General features: G+C 41.2%; 16 protein-coding genes and 2 tRNA genes. 17 read left to right on the top strand and 1 reads right to left on the bottom strand.

Going from position 1 to position 24173, the window contains the following annotated elements; genetic code table 11:
* Positions 1 to 90: 90 nt before the first annotated feature.
* Both cbiQ and WAA20_RS00385 read left to right on the top strand, forming a co-directional pair.
* Positions 91 to 864 (top strand): cobalt ECF transporter T component CbiQ, encoded by a 774-nt coding sequence (gene cbiQ, locus WAA20_RS00380; protein WP_073388272.1) that lies wholly within the window; start codon positions 91 to 93, stop codon positions 862 to 864.
* A 26-nt stretch (positions 865 to 890) separates the two neighbouring features.
* The gene (locus WAA20_RS00385) at positions 891 to 1637 is read left to right on the top strand and encodes an ABC transporter ATP-binding protein (RefSeq protein ID WP_073388270.1); all 747 of its coding nucleotides are present in this window, start codon (positions 891 to 893) and stop codon (positions 1635 to 1637) included.
* 120 nt (positions 1638 to 1757) lie between these two features.
* On the opposite strand, the gene WAA20_RS00390 is transcribed toward WAA20_RS00385, so the two are convergent.
* Positions 1758 to 1828: transfer RNA gene (locus WAA20_RS00390), tRNA-Gly, on the bottom strand.
* 557 nt (positions 1829 to 2385) lie between these two features.
* Between WAA20_RS00390 and WAA20_RS00395 the strand changes: the two genes are divergently transcribed.
* From WAA20_RS00395 to fliS, 15 genes are all read left to right on the top strand, one after another.
* Positions 2386 to 3882, top strand: coding sequence for a hypothetical protein (locus tag WAA20_RS00395; protein ID WP_073388267.1), 1497 nt, complete (start codon positions 2386 to 2388; stop codon positions 3880 to 3882).
* Between the two features lie 307 nt (positions 3883 to 4189).
* The gene (sufC, locus tag WAA20_RS00400) at positions 4190 to 4939 is read left to right on the top strand and encodes a Fe-S cluster assembly ATPase SufC (protein ID WP_073388265.1); all 750 of its coding nucleotides are present in this window, start codon (positions 4190 to 4192) and stop codon (positions 4937 to 4939) included.
* Positions 4940 to 4990: 51 nt separating this feature from the next.
* Positions 4991 to 6406 carry a Fe-S cluster assembly protein SufB gene (sufB, locus tag WAA20_RS00405; RefSeq protein ID WP_073388263.1) on the top strand — a complete coding sequence of 472 codons (1416 nt, stop codon included), beginning with the start codon at positions 4991 to 4993 and terminating at the stop codon, positions 6404 to 6406.
* A gap of 141 nt (positions 6407 to 6547) precedes the next feature.
* Positions 6548 to 7708 carry a SufD family Fe-S cluster assembly protein gene (locus tag WAA20_RS00410; RefSeq protein ID WP_073388261.1) on the top strand — a complete coding sequence of 387 codons (1161 nt, stop codon included), beginning with the start codon at positions 6548 to 6550 and terminating at the stop codon, positions 7706 to 7708.
* Between the two features lie 90 nt (positions 7709 to 7798).
* Positions 7799 to 9016: a cysteine desulfurase gene (locus WAA20_RS00415; RefSeq protein WP_073388258.1), complete on the top strand. Its 1218-nt coding sequence runs from the start codon at positions 7799 to 7801 to the stop codon at positions 9014 to 9016.
* A complete protein-coding gene (gene sufU, locus WAA20_RS00420) occupies positions 9006 to 9452 on the top strand; it encodes a Fe-S cluster assembly sulfur transfer protein SufU (RefSeq protein WP_073388256.1) in 447 nt (148 codons plus the stop codon). Before WAA20_RS00415 ends, sufU begins: the two co-directional genes overlap by 11 nt.
* 95 nt (positions 9453 to 9547) lie before the next feature.
* Complete coding sequence (locus WAA20_RS00425) at positions 9548 to 10858, top strand: GGDEF domain-containing protein (protein ID WP_073388254.1); 1311 nt, start codon at positions 9548 to 9550, stop codon at positions 10856 to 10858.
* Positions 10859 to 11096: 238 nt separating this feature from the next.
* Positions 11097 to 11169, top strand: a tRNA-Lys gene (locus WAA20_RS00430).
* A gap of 200 nt (positions 11170 to 11369) precedes the next feature.
* On the top strand, positions 11370 to 12137 hold the full coding sequence (locus tag WAA20_RS00435) for a TatD family hydrolase (protein WP_073388252.1): 768 nt from the start codon (positions 11370 to 11372) through the stop codon (positions 12135 to 12137).
* A gap of 66 nt (positions 12138 to 12203) precedes the next feature.
* Entirely contained in the window at positions 12204 to 13079 is an 876-nt protein-coding gene (gene rsmA / locus WAA20_RS00440; RefSeq protein ID WP_073388250.1) for a 16S rRNA (adenine(1518)-N(6)/adenine(1519)-N(6))-dimethyltransferase RsmA, read from the top strand.
* A 238-nt stretch (positions 13080 to 13317) separates the two neighbouring features.
* Positions 13318 to 16956, top strand: a complete 3639-nt coding sequence (locus WAA20_RS00445; protein ID WP_338801994.1) for a hypothetical protein — start codon at positions 13318 to 13320, stop codon at positions 16954 to 16956.
* 27 nt (positions 16957 to 16983) lie between these two features.
* Positions 16984 to 19152 carry a 1,4-alpha-glucan branching protein GlgB gene (gene glgB / locus WAA20_RS00450; protein WP_081373856.1) on the top strand — a complete coding sequence of 723 codons (2169 nt, stop codon included), beginning with the start codon at positions 16984 to 16986 and terminating at the stop codon, positions 19150 to 19152.
* A gap of 172 nt (positions 19153 to 19324) precedes the next feature.
* Positions 19325 to 22324, top strand: a complete 3000-nt coding sequence (locus WAA20_RS00455) for a DUF6240 domain-containing protein (RefSeq protein WP_073388246.1) — start codon at positions 19325 to 19327, stop codon at positions 22322 to 22324.
* A gap of 47 nt (positions 22325 to 22371) precedes the next feature.
* Positions 22372 to 23553 (top strand): flagellin, encoded by a 1182-nt coding sequence (locus WAA20_RS00460; protein ID WP_073388244.1) that lies wholly within the window; start codon positions 22372 to 22374, stop codon positions 23551 to 23553.
* A gap of 104 nt (positions 23554 to 23657) precedes the next feature.
* A complete protein-coding gene (gene fliS / locus WAA20_RS00465; RefSeq protein ID WP_073388232.1) occupies positions 23658 to 24134 on the top strand; it encodes a flagellar export chaperone FliS in 477 nt (158 codons plus the stop codon).
* The last annotated feature ends 39 nt before the right edge of the window (positions 24135 to 24173 follow it).

Genomic DNA, 24173 nt, shown 5'->3' on the forward strand with positions numbered 1-24173 from the left:
GATTTCAGTACAAAGCTGTTTCTAAATTATAAATTCAGTACAAAGATTTAATATGGGGTTAAATTTTAAATATAAGTACAAAGCTTTAATATGAGTTCTATTGAAAAAAACATAAGAGAACTTAACAGACTTCAAGACTTGCAGCAGCGTTCTCATTGGATGAATGACCTTCATCCTGTGGGGAAGCTGCTTATTAGCGTGTTATATATTTTTCTTGTGGCATCAATTGATAAGTATGATATAGTGTCACTTATTCTTATGTCAGTCTATCTTGTTTTTGCATTCCTTATAGGTGAACTGTCGCTTAAAGACGGCCTTTACAGGATGAGACTTATAATCCCTCTTGTAGTATTTATTGGTATATTCAATCCTTTTTTTGACAAAGATATCGTATTATATATTGGAAATATCGGAGTATCAGGCGGAGTTTTATCCATGATCACTCTTTTCATAAAGGGTATGTATTCTGTTCTTTCAGCCTATGTACTGATCGCCACGACTTCTATAGATGATATCTGTTATGCCCTTAGGGTCATTAAGGTTCCAAAGATCATAGTGATAGTGATCATGCTTATCTACAGATATTTTGACGTAATGGCACTTGAAGCTCAGAGGATAACAACAGCTTATAGCCTGCGGGCTCCGTCTCAGAAGGGCATCCACTACAATGCCTGGGGAGCACTGGTCGGTCAGTGGCTTCTTCGAAGCATGGACAGGGCAGAGATGGTTTATGAGAGCATGCTTCTTCGCGGCTTTAACGGTGAATTTGCATTTAAGAAAAGAAAGTTAAAGCCTGCGGATATTATCTATCCGGTTGTTTGGGCGTGTATTTTAGTAGTTATAAAGTTACGAATTATTTTTTGAAAATTTACTCGTGACATGAGGTTAATATGAAAACAGGAATACATGGCGAAATATTAAAAATAGAAAATCTCTCTTTTTCTTACGAAAAGGATGAGCCCGTTTTGCAGGATATAAATCTTCATGCGACGGATGGCGAAAGCATCGGCATAATAGGCGCTAACGGCATTGGTAAGTCAACTCTTATGAAGCTTTTAGTGGGCCTTTATACAAACTATAGCGGAAGCCTTGTCGTGGCAGGTCACGAGGTTACACCTAAAAACCTTAACCACATCAGGGAACATGTAGGCTACGTGTTTCAGGATTCTGACAGCCAGCTTTTCTTATCAACAGTAGAAGATGATATCGCATTCGGCCCCAGAAATTACGGCCTTTCCGAGGACGAAGTTCAGCAAAGAGTTGACGATGCCCTCTCTTTCCTTCACATTGAACATCTTCGTAAGAAATCTACCTACAAAATGTCCGGTGGTGAAAAAAAGCTTGCATCCATAGCAACTATCCTTGCAATGAAGCCTGATATTATAATCATGGACGAACCTTCAATAGCCCTTGACCCAAGAAACAGAAGAAATCTTATTGATATACTTAATAAGGTCAAAGCCCTGAAGATCATCACTTCCCATGACCTTGATTTCGTAATGGATACCTGCGAAAGAACGGTTCTTTTAGATGATGGAAGGATCATCGCAGACGGAGCAACAGATGTAATATTAAAAGACAAAGAACTCTTAACTACTCATTCATTAGAGCTTCCTCTTAGTCTATCAAGACAGTGACATTAGTTTGAAAATAGAATACTTAAAATGAGTCGGCAGACAAGATCAGGCCTTTGGGCCTGAGGTCTTGTCTGTACAAATAAAAAAGTCCTCAAGTTAAACTTGAGGACTTTTTCTATAAGCAGGTGATGGGAATCGAACCCACCTATCCAGCTTGGAAGGCTGGTGTTCTACCAATGAACTACACCTGCGAACACAATGATTATTTTAGTAAAGTAAGGTTTTCTTGTCAAGGCGAAAAGATGAATTAATTAGCGATTTATTCATATGGAAACTCTTTTTAAAAATCTTATCATAATACCGTTAAGATTGATGGCTAAAAATATTCTCAATATAGTTATTATGCAAACTTATATTCGTTTTGATGCTTTTTCAAAAACAGGAACCGGATCAAAAATAAATGCTGATAATCATTGTCTGTACTGAGTTGTAAAGGAACTACGAAATATAGTTTAAAAGTATACGCCGATTCACACCGGCGAGAATGACGTTTCGTCGGAAAATGAACAAAACGATTTTTAGTGTTATATAATAAATTTGTGCTTTTGAAGAGCACAATAATTTATCTGTAATGGTCTGGCTGATCCTGAAAATAATATGTTTGTTGGGGGTAAAGTAAAGACCTGTCTACACCGCGCCTTATAAAATGGGGATTTTAAGGCGATAGGGTCTTGGTATCAGCGTTATTGCAAAGCTCCATTTAATAATGCAATGACGCAGGATACTGTCTATGAAAGAGGAAAAGTTTATGAATTCTAAATTTGTTCAAATGTTTACAGTGGGAGTTTCCTGCACTTGTCTTATTTGCGCCGCAGTAGTCACATACTCGGTCAATAGTAAAAAGAATAACACAGTGCGGGTTGAAAGCAGGGATGAATTCCTTTCGGTCAATCAGGATCTGTTGCCGCAAACGGTAGAAACGATCGCAGATGATCAGGGCCAAAAAATTCTTGATGCTCTTTTCACAGGAAAAGAAATCCCGAATACTGATACGGATGTTTGTATCTGGGCTGAGTCTGATAATGATAATGTTCAGACTGTTCTTGAGGATACAAGTATTGATCTTAAATTACATTACAATAAAGAAAATGATGAGATGGTCACACAGATGTGTCTGACTGAGAATGGCAACGAGACCATCAGTATGAATGCAAGCATCGTGGGGGATAAGGCAACGATCTATTGCCCTGAGATCGATCAGAATTTTTATACTCTTAGTAAAGATCAGTTTCTATACGGAATTGGCTCTGTTACCGGAATAGGCGAAGGCGGAAGTAAAACTCCAGATAGTGAAGCAGATGGTAATGATACTGACAGCGATAATACTGATGCTGACAACGATAATACTGATACCGCACAGCAAAGCGCTGATCCATCTTCTTCTGAACTTGCCGAGATACTTGAAGTTATTTTGACAGCAGTAACTCAGGATAACATTCAGGTTATAAATGATAACTCTGTATGCCTCAGCCATTTTGATGAAGATATCACAGGCACTACATACATCTGTACTCCGGGCTCCAAAGATTTTCAGAATATGCTTAATAGTCTGGCAGATTATATGGATAGTCATGAAAGCGCCAGAATCTATGTTCATAACATGCTTGGAGAAGCATCGCTTTTTAATTACCGCATTGGAAAGCTTGAAAAGCTTCTTATAAATGAGGACGGCGCACTTAGAGATAACGCTAAGGACATTGCAGATAAGCTTGCAGGAAGAGATTTTAACTGGACTGTAAGTAGTGATGAGACCGGAACAGGAAGATATCTTAACCTCTCTTTTTATGTAGAGAAAATAAAGATAGAACTCACCTGTGAAAAAAGCCTTGCAGGGGGATCCTACACATCAGTATCCCTGGATGATTCATTTATAAGTTTCATGGCCATGCCGGATGCAGAAGAAATCAATAACATATCATCTCTTGGATTATCCTATGGTAAAACAACTGTTACTGCCGGCGGCAAGGACCACAGTTCTGATATTGAGATAACCACAAGAAAGTCAGACGATGGGGATGCAGATGAAACGATAATGGAATTTTATGGGGGAGAAAATATCGGAAACATAGCCCTTCACATAGAAAGTAAAGCATCCTGCACAGCGCAGATACCGAAAGTGTCAGAAGAACTTCAAAAAGATATGACTTTATATTCAGATGAAGAAGTTCTGGAACTTTTTAAGACATATAAAAATGGACTTGCGTCTATCCTTCTAAAGAGTAAAGTCCTTGGTATTGTCCTGTAATATACAGATATTCTCATGGCTTTGCGTTTTAAAAGCTGTCATACTGATCAGTATGGCAGCTTTTTATTATCTGAAAATTGATAAAAATAATCGATATAACGTAAGTGGCAACATGAAAACAGCTTATATCAGGCTCTTTACAGCATGCTATCAGGTTGCTTTTTTGGTGAAAATTTTATAAAATGGTTTTCTGTGTATTGCCAGCTTATTCTGGTAGTGTTATAGTTAATTCCTAGTAAGTACCTAGGAAAACACATAAAGGAAATATTGTAAATATTTTTGTTATATATAGAAAGGACGTGAAACAATGTCTGAACAGAATCTTTTGCAGGTTAGTGATCTTTCAGTCTCAGTTGATGAGATGCAGATCCTGCATAAACTTAATTTAAAGGTTAATCCGGGGGAGACTCATGTACTCATGGGACCTAATGGTGCCGGTAAATCTACACTTGGTAATACTCTTATGGGTAACCCTAATTATGTAGTTAATGAAGGCAAGATCTTTTTTGACGGACAGGATATTACTAATCTTTCTACAGATAAGAGAGCAGCTGCCGGAATGTTCATGTCATTCCAGAATCCTTTAGAGGTTCCCGGAATCTCACTTTCAGCTTTTATAAGAAATGCCATCCACTCTCAGACTGGAAAGCCCATTAAGCTCCTTGCTTACAAGAAGCTTCTTGAGTCTACTATGGAGCTCCTTAATATGGATCCTTCATATGCAGATCGTGACCTTAACGTAGGTTTTTCCGGTGGTGAGAAAAAGAAGGCAGAGATCCTTCAGCTTCTTATGCTCAGCCCCCGTCTTGCGATCCTTGATGAGACTGACTCAGGACTTGACGTAGATGCAGTTCGTACAGTTTCCAAGGGTATTGAAGAATATCAGAAGAGGGAGAATGGTGCACTTATCATCATCACTCACTCAACCAAGATCCTTGAATCACTTCATGTTGATCATACACATGTTCTTGTAAAGGGTGAGCTTGTTGCATCCGGAGACGGATCACTTGTTGAAGAGATCAATGCCAACGGATTTGAGCGTTTTCTTAAGGACTGATAACACTGCGAAGTAAACGGGCAAATATTTGCTCGTAGAATGAGGACTGATATGTTCGATGATATTAAAAAGTCAGTTGCTGATATCAATCAGTCAATGTACGACTTTAAAGATGTAGAAACAGATAAAGACTTTTATCGAGAAGAAGCCGGATTCACTAAAGAGATCGTTGAGAAGGTTTCTAAGGAAAAGAATGATCCCGAGTGGATGAGAGAGTTCCGATTAAAATGTCTTGATATATATAACAATATGGAGATGCCAAACTGGGGTCCTGAAACAGATGATCTTGATATGGACCTTATTTCTTCATATGTAAGATCAAAAACAGGAATGCAGGGCGACTGGAATGATGTTCCGGAAGATATCAAGAACACATTTGAAAAGCTTGGTATTCCTCAGGCAGAGAGAGAATCTCTTGCAGGTGTAGGAGCTCAGTACGATTCAGAGCTTGTATACCACAATGTTAAAGATGAAGTTGCAGCTCAAGGCGTAATCTATACAGACTTTGAGAGTGCTCTTCACGGCGAGTATGCAGATATGGTACGTGAACACTTTATGAAGCTCGTACCTCCGACTGATCACAAGTATGCAGCTCTTCACGGCGCAGTATGGTCAGGTGGATCATTTGTATATGTACCAAAGGGAGTTAAAGTAGAAATTCCGCTTCAGTCTTACTTCCGTCTTAATGCGGCTGGTGCAGGACAGTTTGAGCATACACTTATCATCGTAGATGAAGGCGCAGATCTTCATTTCATAGAAGGATGCTCTGCTCCTAAATATAACGTTGCCAATCTTCATGCTGGATGCGTTGAGCTTTTTGTTGGTAAGAATGCGAGACTTCGTTATTCTACAATTGAGAACTGGTCCAAGAACATGTACAACCTCAACACCAAGCGTGCCCTTGTTGAAGAAGGCGGCGTAATGGAATGGGTTTCAGGTTCATTCGGATCACATACATCATACCTTTATCCTATGACTATCCTTCAGGGTGACCATTCCAAGATGGAATACACAGGTATCACTTTTGCAGGTAAGGGTCAGAATCTGGATACAGGTGCCAAGGTTGTTCATAACGGTAAATACACATCATCCGTTATCAGTACTAAGTCTATAAGTAAAGATGGTGGTATCGGAACATACAGAAGTTCAGTAACCATCAACTCAGGAGCTAAGCACTCTAAGGCAGTTATCTCCTGTGATTCACTGATGCTTGATTCCAAGTCAAGATCAGATACAATCCCGGGAATGGATATCCGTACTAACGATGCAGACGTTGGACACGAAGCTAAGATCGGACGTATCAGTGATGATGCTGTATTCTATCTCATGAGCCGCGGTATCAAGGAAGAGGATGCAAGAGCCATGATAGTATCAGGCTTTGCAGATCCGGTATCCAAGGAGCTTCCTCTTGAATATGCAGTAGAGATGAACAATCTGATCAAGCTTGAAATGTCAGGCAATATGTAATGGTGATAAACCAGTATTGCAAAAGACAGACGTGAGGTTATGAGTTTGAAAATTACATTTTCAAACTCTGGGAAGTGATGTCGCGAGCTCCATCACTTCCAACCATTAGTCACTCGTTTCACTCGCGACATGAGAGGTTATATGAATATAGATATGAGAGTTAATGAGCTTCCTGCAAGGACTTACAGGTGGCTTCAGTTAAATGGTGAAGATGTCAGTGAAAAAGATATCTCTTTTTCCTCATTTTCTTTAGAAGCAGTCAAGGTCCCTGAAGGAGTAAGTCTTTTAGAAGATGTTGAAGCAGCGCAGGCAGAGAGCGTCTTTGCACCTTCTCATGAAGCAAATTTAAAAGCAGACGCTGGTCTTGTAGGACCAAATGGTGATACATCAGCTGGTCATGCCGGACAGATTGTAAGAACAGGTATGGGATCAGGAGTTGATGCCCTTTTAGAAAGCGCCGGTGTTAAGGCAACAGTCATTAAGGCAAAAGAGGGTACTGCAGTATCAGAGCCTGTAATGCTCCACGACCACCTTTCTGGTAAAGAGAGTACAATAAGCCGTCAGGTTATAGTAGTTCCTGATAATTCAGAGCTTACAGTTATAATGGATTATGATTCTGACGCAGATTCTGATGGAATTGAAGCAGTAAGCACTAAGTTTTATATAGGTAAGGGCTCTACCCTTCACCTTGTCAAAGTTCAGATGCTGGGCCAGAAGGTCAGACATTTTGATGACCTTGGCGGAGTAGTAATGGATGGTGGCAAGTTTGATCTTGTCGAGATGGAGATGGGCGCATCTAAAGCTTATGTTGGCGCCTATGTAAGCCTTCTTGGTAATGAATCAGAGTCTTTGAACAGCACAGGCTTCCTTGGAACAGGCGAGCAGTTCTATGACTTTAACTATGTTGCAGAGCAGCGCGGCAAGAAGACCAACTCCATGGCAACCTTCAGAGGAGTACTTGATGACAAGGCATCAAAGAACTGGAGAGGCTCTCTTGATTTCCGTGAGAACTCTGTAGGAAGCGTTGGTGATGAGCAGGAGGATACACTTCTTCTTTCTCCTGAAGTTATCAACAGATCAATACCTCTTATTCTTTGTAAAGAGGAGAATGTCGATGGAAGACATGGCGCAACGATTGGCCAGCTTTCAGATGATATGCTTTTCTACATGGAAGCAAGAGGAATTGATAAGGAAACAGCCAAGAAGATCATGGTCCGTGCAAGACTTGATTATGTAGCACGTATGATCCCGGATGAAGATCTTAAGGGAAAGGTTTCAGAATTCCTTGATCAGATTCTTTAAAGAAACGTCTAATAAATATAGTACCAGGCTTATAGCCCACTACCTTATGGTGGTGGGCAATGTTATAAATAAATTCAGGTTGGAGGCAGTATGAAGGCAGAAGATTTCAGAAAGGATTTCCCTATTTTTCAGGGGAATGATTACATATATTTTGATAATGCGGCAACAGCACAAAGGCCGCAGGTGGTAATAGATGAGGTGGCAGATTTCTATCAAAGATCAAATGCCAACCCTCTTCGCGGACTCTATGACTGGAGCGTTGATGCTACAGACCGCTATGAACATGCAAGGCAGACAGTTGCAAGGTTTATAGGTGCTAAAAAGAGCAGCGAGATCGTATTTACCCGTAATACAACTGAATCCATGAACCTTCTTGCCTACAGCTATGGTCTTAAGAATATAAATGAGGGCGATGAGATCGTTATCTCTGTAATGGAGCACCATTCCAATATCCTCCCCTGGCAGATGGTGTGCAGACAAAAAGGCGCTAAGCTTATATGGCTTGAGCCTGATGAAGAAGGCGTTATTACTAAAGAGGAATATGAGTCTAAGATCACAGACAAGGCTAAGATTGTTTCTATCGGCCATGTTTCTAATGTTCTTGGTGTTACTAACCCTGTCAAAGAGATCGCCAAGTATGCTCACGCTAAGGGCGCTATTGTCATCGCTGACGGAGCTCAGTCAGTTCCTCATATGAAGGTTGATGTTCAGGACCTTTCAGTAGATTTCCTTGCCTTTTCTGGTCACAAGCTTATGGCTCCTATGGGAATCGGCGTTTTATATGGAAGAGAAGACCTTCTTGAAGCCATGGATCCTTTCCTTACAGGCGGAGAGATGATCGAGTATGTTACAAGAGACTCAGCTACATGGGCAGAGCTTCCTCACAAGTTTGAGGCAGGTACAGTTAATGCTGCAGATGCAGTAGGACTTGAAGCTGCTATAAATTACATTGAAAAAGTCGGATTTGACTATATTGAAGAAAAAGAAAGACAACTCACACGTCTTCTTATGGACGGAATGAGCGAATTGTCGTATATTAAAGTATATGGTTCTAAAGACCCTAATAAGCACTGCGGAATAGTGACATTCACAATAGATGGTGTGCACCCTCACGATATATCTTCTGTACTTAACGAAGACCGTGTGTGCGTAAGAGCAGGCCACCACTGTGCACAGCCGCTTATGCAGTACCTTGGAGTTGGCTCAACGGCAAGAGCAAGCCTCTATTTCTACAACACAGAGGAAGAGGTAAAGAGATTTTTAGAAGCATTAAAAGGCGTTAGAAAGGTTATGGGTTATGGAGATTAAGCAGCTTTATCGCGAGATCGTTAACGAGCACAATTTAAATCCGGAGCATAGAGGAGTGATGGAGAATCCTTCTTTAAAGCTTCGCGGAGTTAATCCTTCATGTGGAGATGATATCACTCTTCAGCTTAGGATAAATGATGAAGGCATCATTGAAGATGCTATGTTTGATGGCTCAGGATGCGCTATTTCACAGGCATCTGTAGATATGATGGCAGACCAGATCATTGGCAGGAACAAGGAAGAGGCACTTAAGCTTGCCTCCACCTTCATGGGAATGATCCGTGGTGATGTTACTGATGAAAAAGAGATAGAGGAGCTTGACGAGGCTGCAGCCCTTCAGGATGTATCTCACATGCCGGCACGTGTTAAATGTGCTGTTCTTGGATGGAAGACCATGCAGGAGATCTTAGAGCACCCTGAGAAGAGTGAGAATTAAATCTTTTTTATAACTATTCTAATGTAATGTCATTTTCAATTGTTTTTCCTTGTTCGATTTCTTGGGAGGATGGGATCAGTTCCCTTGGGAGGTATATGAAAAAGGATTTGAACATTATCGAGGATTATACACCGGAGTCTATTACTAGTCTTTTATCTGACCTTGTAGATCAGGTCTTTGTTATTAATTCAAATACTAACAGATACAGAAGAGTAATAAGCCGTGGTTTCATGGATGAGTGTTTTCAGCCGGAAGGTGAGTATGATGACCTTTTGGAGAAGCTGTTTTTCCACATGAAAGACAGCGGTGAAAACGTTGTTGACTCTTATAAGGTCTTTTTGTCTTCTTATGGAACTTACAACGACAAGTATACAAGGCGTTGTAAGGTTTCATATCTTGGCAGACAGCATATCATTCAGATGAATATATATCCTATCAAGGATTCATCTATATATATCTTTGTTCTAAATGAACTTGATTATGAAGATTCCGCCAGCGATATGATGGCATCTACCAAAGTTCATACTATTCAGAATACATATCTTTTTTCCATGTATATCGATCTAATAAAAAATACTACCAGCAGCCTGAGTGTAACAGAGGTTTCAGATGAAAACATGCATTCTCACATCCTTTATACGGATTGGAGAATGATGATCGTTAACATGATCTGGCCTGCTGACAAGGATAAATTCCTTAGGAGAACAGACCCTGAGTACCTGAAAACACATTTTGCACCTGGACACTCATCTTCTTTTGATGTTAAGATGCAGAACCTTGAAGGTAAGTTTATCTGGGTTAAGCTTATCTTCAGCCGCTCTGAGACTTACAATGAGGATGATTTCCGCTTTGTATTTATGGTTCAGGATATCAATGAATCTATGGAGAGCATGTACTCATTGCTCAAAGAGGTTGAGGAAAAGGCATCTATAGATACCCTTACAGGTGTTTATAATCATGGCCGCATTGAAACAGAGATCACAAATGCCATTGAGAAAGTCAGGAAGAATGGCGATGAAGCTTCTATAATCATTCTTGATATAGATTACTTCAAAGAGGTAAATGACAATTATGGCCACTCTGTTGGCGATAAGACCCTTAAGTGCTTCAGTCAGATAGTAAAAGACTACCTGGCAGATCTTGATTGTAAACTGGGACGATGGGGCGGCGAGGAGTTCGTTGCTGTATGTCAGGGCTATAGCGTTAGTGAAGCTCAGAACCTTTCCACTAAGCTTCTTACTATAATAAGTACCCAGCAGTTTGAAGATGTCGGTTGTATTACTGCCAGCATCGGAATAACCTCTCTATATCCTCAGGATGGCATTACAAGCGCCTTCGAGCGAATGGATAAGGCTTTATATCAGGCCAAGTCGGACGGACGTAACTGCGTAAGAGTAAGAGAATAGATTAAAATAATAAATGATGCGAATATAAACGAGGCTTAAAGCTTCCCGAAATTGGATTCGGGGAGCTTTTTTACGGATTTCTTTGGTCGTGATGCACAATTTAAGAGGGTAAACTCTTTAGTTTTGAGTCAGTTTTCACATTTTGAAATTTTTTTTAAAAAAACACTTGCAAAGGTTATGTAGTTGTAGTAAAGTATCTTTTGTCGCAAGGAACTGCGGCAAACAAAATAAAGCAAATGCGCTGCTAGCTCAGTTGGTAGAGCACCTGACTCTTAATCAGGTTGTCCAGGGTTCGAGACCCTGGCAGCGCACGCCGAGTACTGTTTCATGAGTATATCTCGTGGGGCGGTACTTTTTTCGTATGGTCGAAATTATTTTGCTTTACCCATAAGACTTAGAGTTTTTTCGATTTTCTATATATGATAGAATGACGTCAGGACATGTCCTGGATCTTATATGGTTTTTGATCTATCTGACGTGCCCGGATCTTATTAGTTAAGAGGAAGCAACTTTGATATTTGATACACATGCACATTATGATGATCATCAGTTTGATGATGACAGATATAGCCTTATAGAGAGCATGACAGGTAATGGGATAGGGGCAGTTGTTAATAATGCAGCTGACCTTGAATCTGTTAGGTCATCACTTGAACTTGCACATAAATATGACTTTATATATGCGGCAGTAGGCGTTCATCCTGAAAATGTTAATGAACTTGATGATGAAAAACTTGAGTGGTTAAGAGATCAGTCTCGTGATCCTAAGGCTGTTGCCATAGGCGAGATAGGCCTTGATTATTATTACCCTGAGAATCCGGACAGGGACACTCAGATCATGTGGTTCAAAAGGCAGCTCCAGCTTGCGGCAGAAGAAGACCTCCCAGTAGTCGTTCATTCAAGAGACGCGGCAGCAGATACAATGGAGATAATGAAGGAAGCGGCAGCAAAAGGTATTGTCGCTGATATTCACTGCTATTCCTACAGCCCTGAACAGGCGCTTGAGTATGTAAAGCTTGGATTTTATATAGGAGTTGGCGGAGTTGTTACTTTTAAAAACGGCAGGAAGCTTAAAGAAACCGTTGAGAAGATTCCGCTGGACAGGATCCTTTTAGAGACAGACTGCCCCTACATGGCCCCGGAGCCCTTCAGAGGCAAGCGTAATTCTTCTTTATACCTTCCGTACGTAGTGAAGGAGATAGCAAGGATAAAAGGCGTTACAGAGCAGGAAGTGATGGATGTAACGATGGACAATGCTAAGAAGTTTTATAGAATATAAAGTTTAGCCAAATGCAGCGTCTTTTGCTCATAAAAGCTAAGGCAATGCGGAAAGATGAGGATATCAATGGCATATCTTGGAAATCCGGCAAGGACCAAAGAAGTAATAAATAAATATCACCTCAATGCCCAGAAGAAGTTTGGACAGAACTTTCTTATCGATGATGGAGTGCTTGAAGATATCGTATCATCAGCAGGTATCACCAAGGACGATACAGTACTTGAGATCGGCCCCGGAATAGGAACCCTTACCCAGTATCTGGCAGAGGCTGCCGGTCAGGTAATAGCCGTTGAGATCGACGACAAGCTCCTTCCAGTCCTTGAGGATACACTTTCAGAGTATGACAATGCTCAGGTTCTTAATGCCGACATCCTCGAAGTTGATATTAAATCCCTTTCTGAGGAAAAAAATAACGGGAAGCCTTTTAAAGTTGTAGCTAACCTTCCTTACTACATTACAACTCCCATTATCATGAAGCTTCTTGAAGAGGGAAGCCCTGTAGAGTCAATAACAGTAATGGTTCAGAAGGAAGTTGCTGACAGAATGCAGGAAAAAGAAGGCTCAAAAGAGTACGGAGCTTTATCTATAGCTGTTCAGTACTATGCTGATCCTGAAGTTGTATGCGTGGTTCCGCCATCATCCTTCATTCCTCAGCCCGGTGTTGACTCAGCTGTTATCAAGATGACACGCTATGAGCAGATGCCTGTAGTCGTAGAAGACGAGAAGTTCTTCTTCCAGGTGGTTAAGGCAGCTTTTTCCCAGCGCCGCAAAACTCTTGTTAACGGCCTTTCTAATAATAAAGAGCTTGGTATATCCAAAGATATGGCAGGCGATGCTCTGGAGAAGATAGGACGTACAAGAACCGAAAGAGGAGAGAAGCTCTCTCTTAAGGAATTCGCTCAGCTGTCTGATATTCTCTATGGATTTACCAGAAAAGATTGATGTTTTTTGTCTTTATATAATATGAGATTGAGTAATATAAAAAACATCTTTTTGTTATTCTGAAATAAAACTTAAATAATCATATGACATTTTCGCAATAAAATATTCGCAAAAACGTTGTGCCATAGCCAAGAAAAGCCCGAAAATACTGCTATTTTCGGGCTTTTGTCTTTTGACAGACAGATAGACCTATGTTAAAATTTTAAATGGGAAAATCCTTAAAAAGAGGGCTATGACTTTGGATAAGTATGAATATAGAGTTCGGGCAGAGGAGATAAAAGTCCTGATTTCTTCAGGCAAATACGGGGAAGCTGTTAAGATTGCAGATACTATCGACTGGAGACGTGTTAAGAGCACAACTATGCTCTGCACTATCAGTGATCTTTATAAGGTCAACCGTCGTTTCGAAGAAAGTAAAGAGATCCTTCTGCTCGCATATGAGCGTTATCCCAGCAGTAGAGCAATTGTATATTCACTTTGTGAACTCTCCATTAAAATGGGAGAGTTTGTTCAGGCTGTGGAATATTATAAAGAGTTCGTTCGAATCGCACCTCGCGATACCGGACGTTATATCCTTCAGTACAGGCTTTACGAAGCTCAGGATGTAAGTCTTGAAGAGCGTATTGCAGTACTTGAGGAGTTCAAGAAACACGATTACAGAGAGAAGTGGGCATATGAGCTTGCATATCTGTACCATCGTGTAGGCCTGACAACAGAGTGTATAGAGGAAGTCGATGAGATGTTCCTCTGGTTCGGCGTGGGCAAATTTGTTATGAAGGCCTTGGAGCTCAAGGCACTTCACGAGCCGCTGTCTCAGGAGCAGCAGGCCAGATATCAGGCATACAAGAACGGGCTTGACGGAAGCATTGACCGTGAAGCCATTTTGAAAAAAGATGAAGATCCTATAGGAAAAGAAATAACTGAGACCAAGCAGCCTACAAAACCTTTCTATAATTCACCTGAAGAAAGAAATGCCGTAGAGCAGGCTGCCTTAAATGCAGGGATGCCTACTCAGCAGGAAATGCAGGCTTATTACTCATCTCCTGTGGATGCAAGAAATCCCTCTATGACAGATATGTATCCGGGATATTTCGACCAGCCAAACCTTCAGAATACAAATCCTGGTTACTACGGTCAGACAGACCTTCAGAATACAAATTCCGGCTACTATGGCCAGCCGGATCTTCAGAACACAAACCCAGGCTACTATAGCCAGACAGACCAACAGAACACAAACCCAGGCTACTATAGCCAGCCAGACCAACAGAACACAAATCCAGGCTACTATAGCCAGCCAGATCAACAGAACACAAATCCAGGCTATTATGATCAGCAGGATTTCCAGAATACAAATCCTACCTATAAAGGTCTGGGTGGTCAGTATACTGAAGCGATGCAGACAAGAGATCAGATGGCTTCATACAGAAGGGCTCCTCACGTGACAGAGCCTGCTTCTGTAAATACAGGCATAAAGCCTGAACCTTCTGTTCCTAAAACGCCACCAAAACCTGTAGGATACGATACCGTTAACCTCCAGAAAGCCATTGCCGAGAGCATGGAACAGATCATGGCTGAGGAGGAAAAGAACAAACCGGTTAAAGCTACCACAGAAGTGTTCTTTGAGGATGCGACCAAGGAATTTGTAACACCGGATACGGCAGCATGGGCCAGAACAGATGCTCCGCTTGATCAGAAAGAAGAACCCGGAGTTACCATAAGACCTACAAGAAAGGTTGCTACCAGCCATTATGATGATATCTTAAAGCAGGATACTGATGGTCAGATAAGCATGGTAGTACCTGAAGCTGATACAGTTGAAGATCAGATCACAGGTCAAATCAGTATCGACGATATCATGAACCGCATCAAGCAGCAGCAGCGCCAGCGCCAGGAAGAAGAAGTTGCCAAGCGCGTTCAGGATAAGATCAGCACAGTTATTAGCCAGTATGATGAGGACGTTAAATACGATCTCCAAAAGGAAATGGAGAAAGAAGTTAAGCGCGAACTCATGGGAGGCAACCGTCCAAAGCCTGAAAGAAATGCAGGTAGAGCCCTCCTTAGCCACGCTGGCAATGTGGTAAGACCTTCTACAGAACCTTTTGTCAAAGCAGGAGCTGAAGGCATCAGAAGAGCCAATGAAGAAAAGATCATGGATGAAGACGATGTCATGGATCTTGATAAGCTCGTTGATGACATGCCTGATGCAGACTCGGATGATAAGAGTGATGAAAAGGCTGAGGATATTTCAGCTAAGGAAAAAGATTCAGATGCAGTTGATAGCAGTGAAGAAATCAAAGAAAAAGATTCTGAGGATACAGAATCAAAAGATGAGTCAGAAAAGTCTGATGCTGCAGAAGAATTGAATGATTCAAAAGAAAAGGAGTCAGAAGAATCCGAAGAATCTAAAGATAAGGATTTAGAATCTGGATCAAAAGACTCAGATGATCGCAGTGATTTAGAAGAATCCAAAGATCATACAGAAGATTTAGACGACGCTGATGCTTTTAATAACGACATTAAAGAATTCGTAGACTTCAAAGAATCAGAAGATCAAAATTCTGAAGAAGATGATGAAGATGAGTCAGAAGAATCAGACGATTCCGAACCTGAAGATGCTGAAGATTCCGAATCAGAAACCGAAGCACCTGTAAAAGCCGGAAGGAGAAGAATTACAGTTGTAGAAAAGGATGATTCAGAATCTCTCGAAGTTCCGGAATACACTGAAGAAGTAGTTGAAATGAGCCTGGGAGAATCTTTCGACTACGAGACGGAAGACGATACAGAAGATAAAGCTGAAGAAGATACAGATAAAGAATCTTCTGAAGAGACCAAAGCTGATGAATCAGATATAGAAGATGAAGCATCAAAGGACAATGAAGTAGAAGAGGCAGATGCTTCAGAAGAAAAATCAGATGAAGACCTTGAAGATGAGACACCAATAGAAGAAACATCAAAAGAGGACTCAGAAGAAGCAAACACAGAAGAAGCAAACACAGAAGAAACAGACACAAAAGAATCAGAACCAGAACAAAAACCAGTAGACAATGCACAGGAAGCCGGCTTTTCCGAAGGGGAAGCGGAGACAGAGTCGGAGGCGAAGGAATTGGATACAAGGGTACGCGTTATGACGCCGGAGGAGAAAGATCTTTTCGGACCCTATATTCACCATCGTAAGTCCAGAAAGCAGATCATCCGGGCAATTGATTCACTTAATATGTCACCTTCAACCAACAATGCCATAGTAACAGGCGAAGAAGGTACAGGCACGATCAACCTTGCCAAAGGTTTAATAAAGTCAGTTCAGGCCAATGGTTCCGGATTCTCCGGAAAGGTTGCCAAGATCACAGCGCAGGCTCTTAACAGAAAGAGCGTAAGCAGCGTGATCGAAAAACTTGACTCAGGTGCACTTATCATCCAGCGTGCAGCTGATATGAAATCTGATACTGTTGAGTCTTTGTACAAAGAGCTTACAGCAGATAAGCATGGCATAATCATTGTCATGGAAGACAACCATAAGGATATGGATCGTCTCTTAAAGCGCCATCCTGAGCTTTCAGGATGCTTCAACGTAAGAGTTGATGTAGAAGCGCTTGATAATGAGTCGCTTGTAGCATATGCCAAGCAGTATGCCCTTGAGCGTGAGTACAAGATCGACAACTTTGGTATGCTCTCTCTTCACTCAAGAATCGAGGAGATGCAGACCATTGATCATGATGTAACGATCTCTGAGGTACGCGATATCGTGGATGAAGCGATTCGCAGTGCCGAAAAAAAGACCATAAGTCATTTCTTTGACGTTGTACTCAATAAGCGATATGATGAAGAAGATATGATTATTCTGACAGAGAAAGATTTCGAAAGAGTGGATCATAAATAACTTAATATTAAAGGCGGGAAGTTTTGTATGGGAAATAAGGTATTTATCTCTGAAGCTGATGAGTATCTGTTTGGAAACGGAACTCATTATGAAATCTACGAAAAACTTGGCGCTCATCCTTCTGAGGAAAACGGTAAAAAAGGTATGTTTTTTGCCGTATGGGCTCCAAACGCAGCAAGTGTTCATGTTATAGGCTCCTTTAACGGCTGGAATGAAGATGTCCACAAAATGGAAAGACTCAAAACCGGCATTTGGCAGTTATTTATTCCCGGAGTAGGTGTTGGCGAGTTGTATAAATATATGATCACTACACCGGGCGGGGAGAAGCTTTACAAAGCAGACCCTTACGCTAATTTTTCTGAACTTCGTCCTGGAACAGCATCAAGGACCACAGACCTTTCCGCTTTTACATGGTCTGATGATAAATGGACAAGTGAGATATCCAAAAAAGATCTCAACAAACAACCAATAGCTATCTATGAATGCCATATCGGTTCCTGGATGAAGCATCCTGACGGAACCGAAGACGGCTTCTATACTTATCGTCAGTTCGCTGACCGCATAGTAGAGTACCTTAAAGAGATGAACTATAACTATATCGAACTTATGGGTATAGCTGAGCATCCCTTTGACGGCTCATGGGGTTACCAGGTAACAGGCTATTATGCTCCTACAGCAAGATACGGAGAACCTGTTGACTTCATGTATCTTGTAAATCGTCTCCATGAGAACAACATAGGCGTTATCCTTGACTGGGTACCGGCGCATTTCTGCCCTGATGCCCACGGCCTTGCCCGCTTTGACGGTCAGTGCATCTACGAAGATCCGGACCCGCGTAAAGGTGAGCACCCTGACTGGGGTACCAAGATTTTTAACCTTGAAAAAAATGAAGTCAAGAACTTCCTCATAGCTAACGCACTTTATTGGATCCGCAAATTCCACATCGACGGAATAAGAGTTGATGCAGTAGCATCAATGCTCTATCTTGATTATGGCAAAAAAGACGGCCAGTGGGTTCCTAATAAATACGGCGGCAATGAAAACCTCGCAGCTATAGAATTCTTCAAGCACTTAAACAGCGTTATACACGGTACATACCCTGGATTTATGACTGTAGCAGAAGAGTCTACAGCATGGCCCAAGATTACAGGTAAGCTTGATGATGACGGCCTTGGCTTTTCATTTAAGTGGAACATGGGCTGGATGCACGACTTCTGCGAATACATGAAGCTTGATCCATATTTCCGTAAGGGCGCTCATAACATGATGACCTTTGCTATGAGCTATAACGAAGCTGAGAACTATATCCTGCCCCTGTCCCATGACGAAGTAGTACATCTTAAGTGCTCTATGCTTGAGAAGATGCCGGGCTATGAGACAGATAAGTTTGCTAACCTTAGAGCCGGCTATACATTTATGTTCGGTCATGCCGGTAAGAAGCTTCTGTTTATGGGTCAGGAATTTGGCCAAAAGCGTGAGTGGAGTGAGAAGAGAGAGCTTGACTGGGGACTTCTTGCAGAGCCTCTTCACAGAGGAATGAAGGACTATGTAGCAGAGCTTCTTAGAATGTATAACAAGTATCCTGCACTTCATGAGATCGATAATAACTGGGGCGGATTTGACTGGATCAATGCAGATGATTCAGACAGAAGTACCTACAGCTTTGTACGTAAGGCATCAAACGGAAGAGATAACCTTCTCTTTGTTATAAACTTTACTCCAATGGAATGGAAAGGCTTCAAGGTTGGTGTTCCTTTCTCCGGAACATATACACACATTCTTGACAGCGCTGATCCTAAATTTGGCGGAATGGGTACAGGCGTTCCGGACAAGATCAAGGCAGAGCCCGGTCTTTGTGATTACAAAGACTATTCACTGACATTTGATCTTCCTCCATACGCAGCAGAAGTATTCCTTTTCCAGGATCCTTCCAAGAAAGATACAATGGTAAGGTCTGAGCGTGCTCCAAGAACTCTTCGCAGCGCATCCCATGCAGAGGATAGTGATGGCAAGGAGACAGACAAAAGTAAGGCCGTAAAAAAGAAAGAAACTGCTAAAAAAGAAACCACCAAAAAAGAAGCTGCCAAAAAAGAAACTACTAAAAAGGAAAGTGGCAAAAAAGAGACAGCTAAAAAGGAGATTACAAAGAAGAAAACTGCTAAGTCTTCCACTAAGAAATCTGAGGATAATAAGTGATTTGGGTTATCTTATATAATCACTAAATCAAACTAGAAATGCAAATACGGTTAAGAATCTGATATAATGTGCCGAAATAAAGTGTGACTGCAAAGGATATGCAGCCGCACTTTATTTTTTTCTCCAAGCCATAACAGGACGTGCCGGCAGAGAAAGCATTTTGAGGTTTTATATGACAAACGTATCGGCGCTGGGGCAGTTTATGGCATCCCCTGAAGATAATTTATCAGAAAGAATCAGTTCATTTACAGCTAGTAGTATGGCACCAAAGCCTTTTGGAATGACAGGTCCTGTTAACCTTGGCATGAGCGCAGATGTTGATCTTAATTCAGGAAGACATGACATAGAAGCTTATTCTAATAAGACAAGCGCACTTGCAAAAAGCCTTGAGCAAAACAGCCTTGATTTTTCAAGTGTCCATAATTTTGATGTTGTAATGTCACATACAATGTCGCAGGAAGACTATGCCAAAGCTAAAGAAGACGGCTTTGATATGAGAGATCTTGACCCTCAAGAAGCTGTGACAATACTTGATAAAGTCAAAACAGTCCTGGCTCAGTCCGGACAGATAATAGATGGATATAATGATGATCTTGATATAGAGACTCTTAAGAACATCGTCGGCAATGAAGTCATGGCAGGCGATATTCTCGATGCTTTCCATCAAAATGATATCCCAGCAACCAAAGAAAATATTAGAGACGTAGTTAATGCCGTTGAAAAAGGGTCGTTATTAACTGAGCCCAAAGACACAGCAGTAAACTACCTTGTTGAAAATAAGCTTGAGCCTTCCGTAGACAATTTCTATCTGGCAGACCATGCAACCAATGGACGCAGAAGCGGCCAGGGTTCCTACTATATGGAGGGCGGATATCTTAACAAGACTGGAGCTGGTTTGGCATTAGATGATATTGCAGCTTCAATCTCTGAAGTTATAGAAGAAGCAGGCTTTGAAGCAGCCGATGAGAAGATGCAGGATACTGCAAGAAAGCTTTTAAAAGACGGTCTTGCACTTACTCCAGATAATCTTCAAAAGAAAATAGAGATAGATAATATTTCATTCCCGCTTACAAGAGAAGTCATCATAGACAGCGCGGCAGCAGCAATAGCAGATGGAAAGAAGGCTACTCAGGGAAGTTTTTCAGATCATGAGAGCCTTGTACAAAAAGCTGTTAGCCTTAAGAAATCTCTTTTCCTTGAAGAGACAAGGTTTGAGATGAGCGCAGAAGTCAATCTTCGCCTTTTAAGAAGCGGTATTACGATTGATACTTCGTATGTTGAGAAGGCGGTTGAAGAATTAAAGGCTGCGAATGACCAGATTGCAAATGTTCTTTTCCCTGACAGAAGTAACGCTCTTGATCTTTATGATCTATATAAAAAGACTAATGAAGAAGTGGGCGTTATCAAAGAGTCCCCGGCAGCAGTAATTGGTGCTCTTACCAAGGAATTTAAGTCGGCAACCCTTGAAGATATCTTTAATAAGGGTTCAGCTCTTAAAGCATCTTACGAAAAAGCCCAGGCAACCTATGAAGCTGTTGGAACGCAGGTTAGAAGCGATCTTGGAGACAGCATCAAGAAGGCATTCAGAAATGTTGATGAAGTACTTAAGGGTATAGACCTTGAGCTTACAGACGACAACAGACGCGCAGTCCGGATACTCTCTTACAACCATGCAGAGGTCACAAGTTCTAGCGTTGAAGCAGTAAGAGCCATCGACAATAAGCTTGTTTCTACCATCGATAAATTAAAGCCATCAGCAGTTCTTGACATGATAAGAGAAGGTCGCAATCCGCTTGCCATGACTCTTGATGAGCTTGGCGGATACCTTGACGATAAGGACAAGGATCCTGATAAGCAAAGCGATAAGTACTCAAGATTTTTATATAAGCTTGAAAAAAACGGCCAGATCACTGATAAGGAAAAAGAGTCCTACATCGGAATCTACAGACTTTTTGAGAATCTTAAAAAGACAGATCATGCCGCTATAGGAATGGTCCTTGAAACTGGATCAGAGATGACAATTGGTAATCTTCTTACCGCAAACAGGACTTTGACAAGATCAAAACGCGGCATGGACTTTAAGTTTGATGACGATTTTGGCGGACTTAAAGCTGGTGAGAGAAAGAATACAGCAATCGATGTGCAGATAGAAACAGCCTTCAGATACTACTCATCTAAGGCTGATAAGGCATACGACAACATCAGCCCTGAGAAGATGCTTGCATTTGAAAATGCCGGTAACGTAATTGAAAATACCCTTCTTCCCGCATTCGCAGATGCCATGGAGCATCAGGGCGAAGAAGAAAAGCGCCTTGAAAAAGAAGTAAACAAAAAAGAACTTGAAGATCTAAGAAACACTCTTTCAGACGGACTTTCAAAAGATAGTGCGTCGGAGCTTGAAAAGGCAGACATCCCTGTTACAGTAAGAAACCTTGAAGCCATGGAAGAGATAATCGCTTCAAGAAAAAGAAGATGTCTTAATAAGATATGGGATCAGCTTCGAGAAAGAGTAAAAGCTCCTCAAGATAAAGATCAGGAAGATAAAGATTCTTTAAGCGGAGCGAATCTAAATGAAGCCCTTGATAGCCTCAAAGACCTTAATAATTATAAAAATACTATCGATAATATGGCCAGAAGCCTTGAAACAGCCATGAATACAGCCGATACATATATTGACATAAAAGCTATAAAACTTCTTCACAAAGAGCTGTCGGTTGCAAGTACCCTGGCTGATAAGGGAAGCTATGAGATTCCTGTAGATACAGGCGCAGGCGAAGTATCCCTTCACATCTCCTTCAAAAAAGGAGACGGGGCATCCTCTAAAGTAGAAGCCAGTATTGAAACCGAAAACTACGGAACAGTAAAGGCAGATCTATCTCTTTTGCCAGATCCTAATGTTCATGATGCGTCAAAGGTAGGCGGAATGCTTACAACATCAGCTCATGGAAGAGCAGATGTAAGACGCTTTATGGAGAATATAAAGTACATAATGACAGGAGATATCTCATCAACAGATCTCTCTATCATGTACGAAGTAACAAAACAAACAAGCGATGACACAAATGCAGCAGTGAGCAGGGAAGCAGATACTACTGATAAGAGTCTTATAAAGACAGCGGAACTATTTATAAAGGCAGTTACAGATTCAATATCCATGATGGAAGGATCATAAACTGCATAGGAGACACTGAAAGTAGTGTAAAGATCACAAGGAGTACTATGAAGATCAATTACAATGTATCTGCTCTAGTAGCAAACAATGCACTTAAAACAACAGACAATAAGCTGACAGAATCACTTGAAAGATTATCAAGTGGTCTTAAGATTGCCAATGCCAAGGACAATCCATCAGGACTTGCAATGGCAAGAAGAATGAATTCACAGATCAAGAGTCTTGATACAGCAGATGATTCTAATGCAGACGGAATCTCAATCGTAGAAACTGCAGACGGCGTCCTTGCCGAGATGCAGGATATGCTCCAGAGAATGAGCGAGCTTGCTACCAAGGCTTCTAATGAGACCAATACAGATGATGACAGATTGATAATCGATGAAGAGATACAGCAGCTCAAGAGTGAGATCCAGAGAGTCTGCGATACAACAGAATTTAACGGACAAAAGCTCCTTAACGGATCATTTGACCTGAAGGGTTATGCAACAGTACTTGAGCCTGGTTCAGGCAAATATGTAACCGACCCCGCTATCACGGTAAGTACATATTCAGACGAAATACCTGCAGGTATTGCCAAGATAACCGGCTTTTCATGCGAATTTGAAGAAGATCCCGTAACAGGAACCAAAAAAATCATCCCCCAATATGAAAACGGAGAGATGATATCACCTAAAGGAACTCTTACAGATTCCAAGGGTAACGCATATGAAAACATTTCCATAGATGGAGATATCATAAAATTCTCTAACAACAAGGGTCAGGAGATCCAGATAAAAGTTGATGAAACAATTCCTGAGACTACTCCATGCACACTGCAGCTTGAAATTACAGCTACCGGCGGGATGGCAGTTCAGATCGGTGCCAACGAAGGACAGTACCTTGATATCAGAATACCAACAATGTCTCTTTCAAATATAGGAATTTACAATCTTAACACTAAAACATTGGATGATTCATATGCAGCAATCGATATGGCTAAAAAGGGTCTTGCATATATCTCTGCTGCAAGAAGCAGACTTGGTGCATATCAGAACAGACTTGAGCATACCAATAAGTCACTTGACGTAACTATTGAAAATATGACAGCTGCATATTCCAGGATCATGGATGTAGATATGGCAGAAGAGATGACTGTATATTCAACTCACACAGTTCTTGATCAGGCAGGAATATCCATGCTGGCTCAGGCCAATGAAAGACCAAGCGAAGTCCTGCAGCTTCTTCAGTAATTGGGAGTTTAAAAGAATTTCAAACTCCTAGAAGTGATATCGAAAACTCCATCACTTTCAACCAAGAGTAAAGTGCCAATATAACTCAACAAGGAGAGAAAGCTATGACCAAAGAACAGATAAGTAACTATACAAGAAGAATATCCGAAGCCAATGCAACTCAGATGATCACAATACTCTATGAAATGACACTGGATTATCTGAGAGATGCCAAGAAGTCCCTTTTGGAAAGAGACTATGACACCTTTGAAAGAGAACTTACCAAAGCCCAGAACTGTATCTCTGAGCTTATGAGATCGCTTAATACCAAATATGGAATAGCGAATACTTTCATGCAGCTTTATATCTTTTCCAAAAGACATCTTGTGTCTGCAGGAATAAGGCGCGATGTTGGATTTATCAATGACGTTATCAATATTTTTGTAAAAATGCGTGATTGTTACAGAGAGCTTGAAAAACTCAATCAGGCAGCATCTGTTATAACCGGCGCCCAGCAGGTATTTGCAGGCCTTACATACAGCCCGGGACATCTCAATGAGATAGTTACAGATCCCTACACTAACAGAGGCTACAGAGCCTGAACAGAAGCTGTTTCCAATATCTTTAGCATGGAAAAGAAT

Source organism: Butyrivibrio fibrisolvens (genome assembly GCF_037113525.1).
In the GTDB taxonomy this organism is placed as follows: Bacteria; Bacillota; Clostridia; order Lachnospirales; family Lachnospiraceae; genus Butyrivibrio; species Butyrivibrio fibrisolvens.

Bases quoted from the DNA above. Each gene is read 5' to 3' on its own strand.
- WAA20_RS00455 (WP_073388246.1), top strand. From the start codon at position 19,325: ATGACAAACGTATCGGCGCTGGGGCAGTTTATGGCATCCCCTGAAGAT.
- WAA20_RS00425 (WP_073388254.1), top strand. From the start codon at position 9,548: ATGAAAAAGGATTTGAACATTATCGAGGATTATACACCGGAGTCTATT.
- WAA20_RS00410 (WP_073388261.1), top strand. From the start codon at position 6,548: ATGAATATAGATATGAGAGTTAATGAGCTTCCTGCAAGGACTTACAGG.
- rsmA (WP_073388250.1), top strand. From the start codon at position 12,204: ATGGCATATCTTGGAAATCCGGCAAGGACCAAAGAAGTAATAAATAAA.
- WAA20_RS00395 (WP_073388267.1), top strand. From the start codon at position 2,386: ATGAATTCTAAATTTGTTCAAATGTTTACAGTGGGAGTTTCCTGCACT.
- WAA20_RS00385 (WP_073388270.1), top strand. From the start codon at position 891: ATGAAAACAGGAATACATGGCGAAATATTAAAAATAGAAAATCTCTCT.
- cbiQ (WP_073388272.1), top strand. From the start codon at position 91: ATGAGTTCTATTGAAAAAAACATAAGAGAACTTAACAGACTTCAAGAC.
- sufU (WP_073388256.1), top strand. From the start codon at position 9,006: ATGGAGATTAAGCAGCTTTATCGCGAGATCGTTAACGAGCACAATTTA.
- fliS (WP_073388232.1), top strand. From the start codon at position 23,658: ATGACCAAAGAACAGATAAGTAACTATACAAGAAGAATATCCGAAGCC.
- glgB (WP_081373856.1), top strand. From the start codon at position 16,984: ATGGGAAATAAGGTATTTATCTCTGAAGCTGATGAGTATCTGTTTGGA.
- sufC (WP_073388265.1), top strand. From the start codon at position 4,190: ATGTCTGAACAGAATCTTTTGCAGGTTAGTGATCTTTCAGTCTCAGTT.
- WAA20_RS00415 (WP_073388258.1), top strand. From the start codon at position 7,799: ATGAAGGCAGAAGATTTCAGAAAGGATTTCCCTATTTTTCAGGGGAAT.
- WAA20_RS00460 (WP_073388244.1), top strand. From the start codon at position 22,372: ATGAAGATCAATTACAATGTATCTGCTCTAGTAGCAAACAATGCACTT.
- sufB (WP_073388263.1), top strand. From the start codon at position 4,991: ATGTTCGATGATATTAAAAAGTCAGTTGCTGATATCAATCAGTCAATG.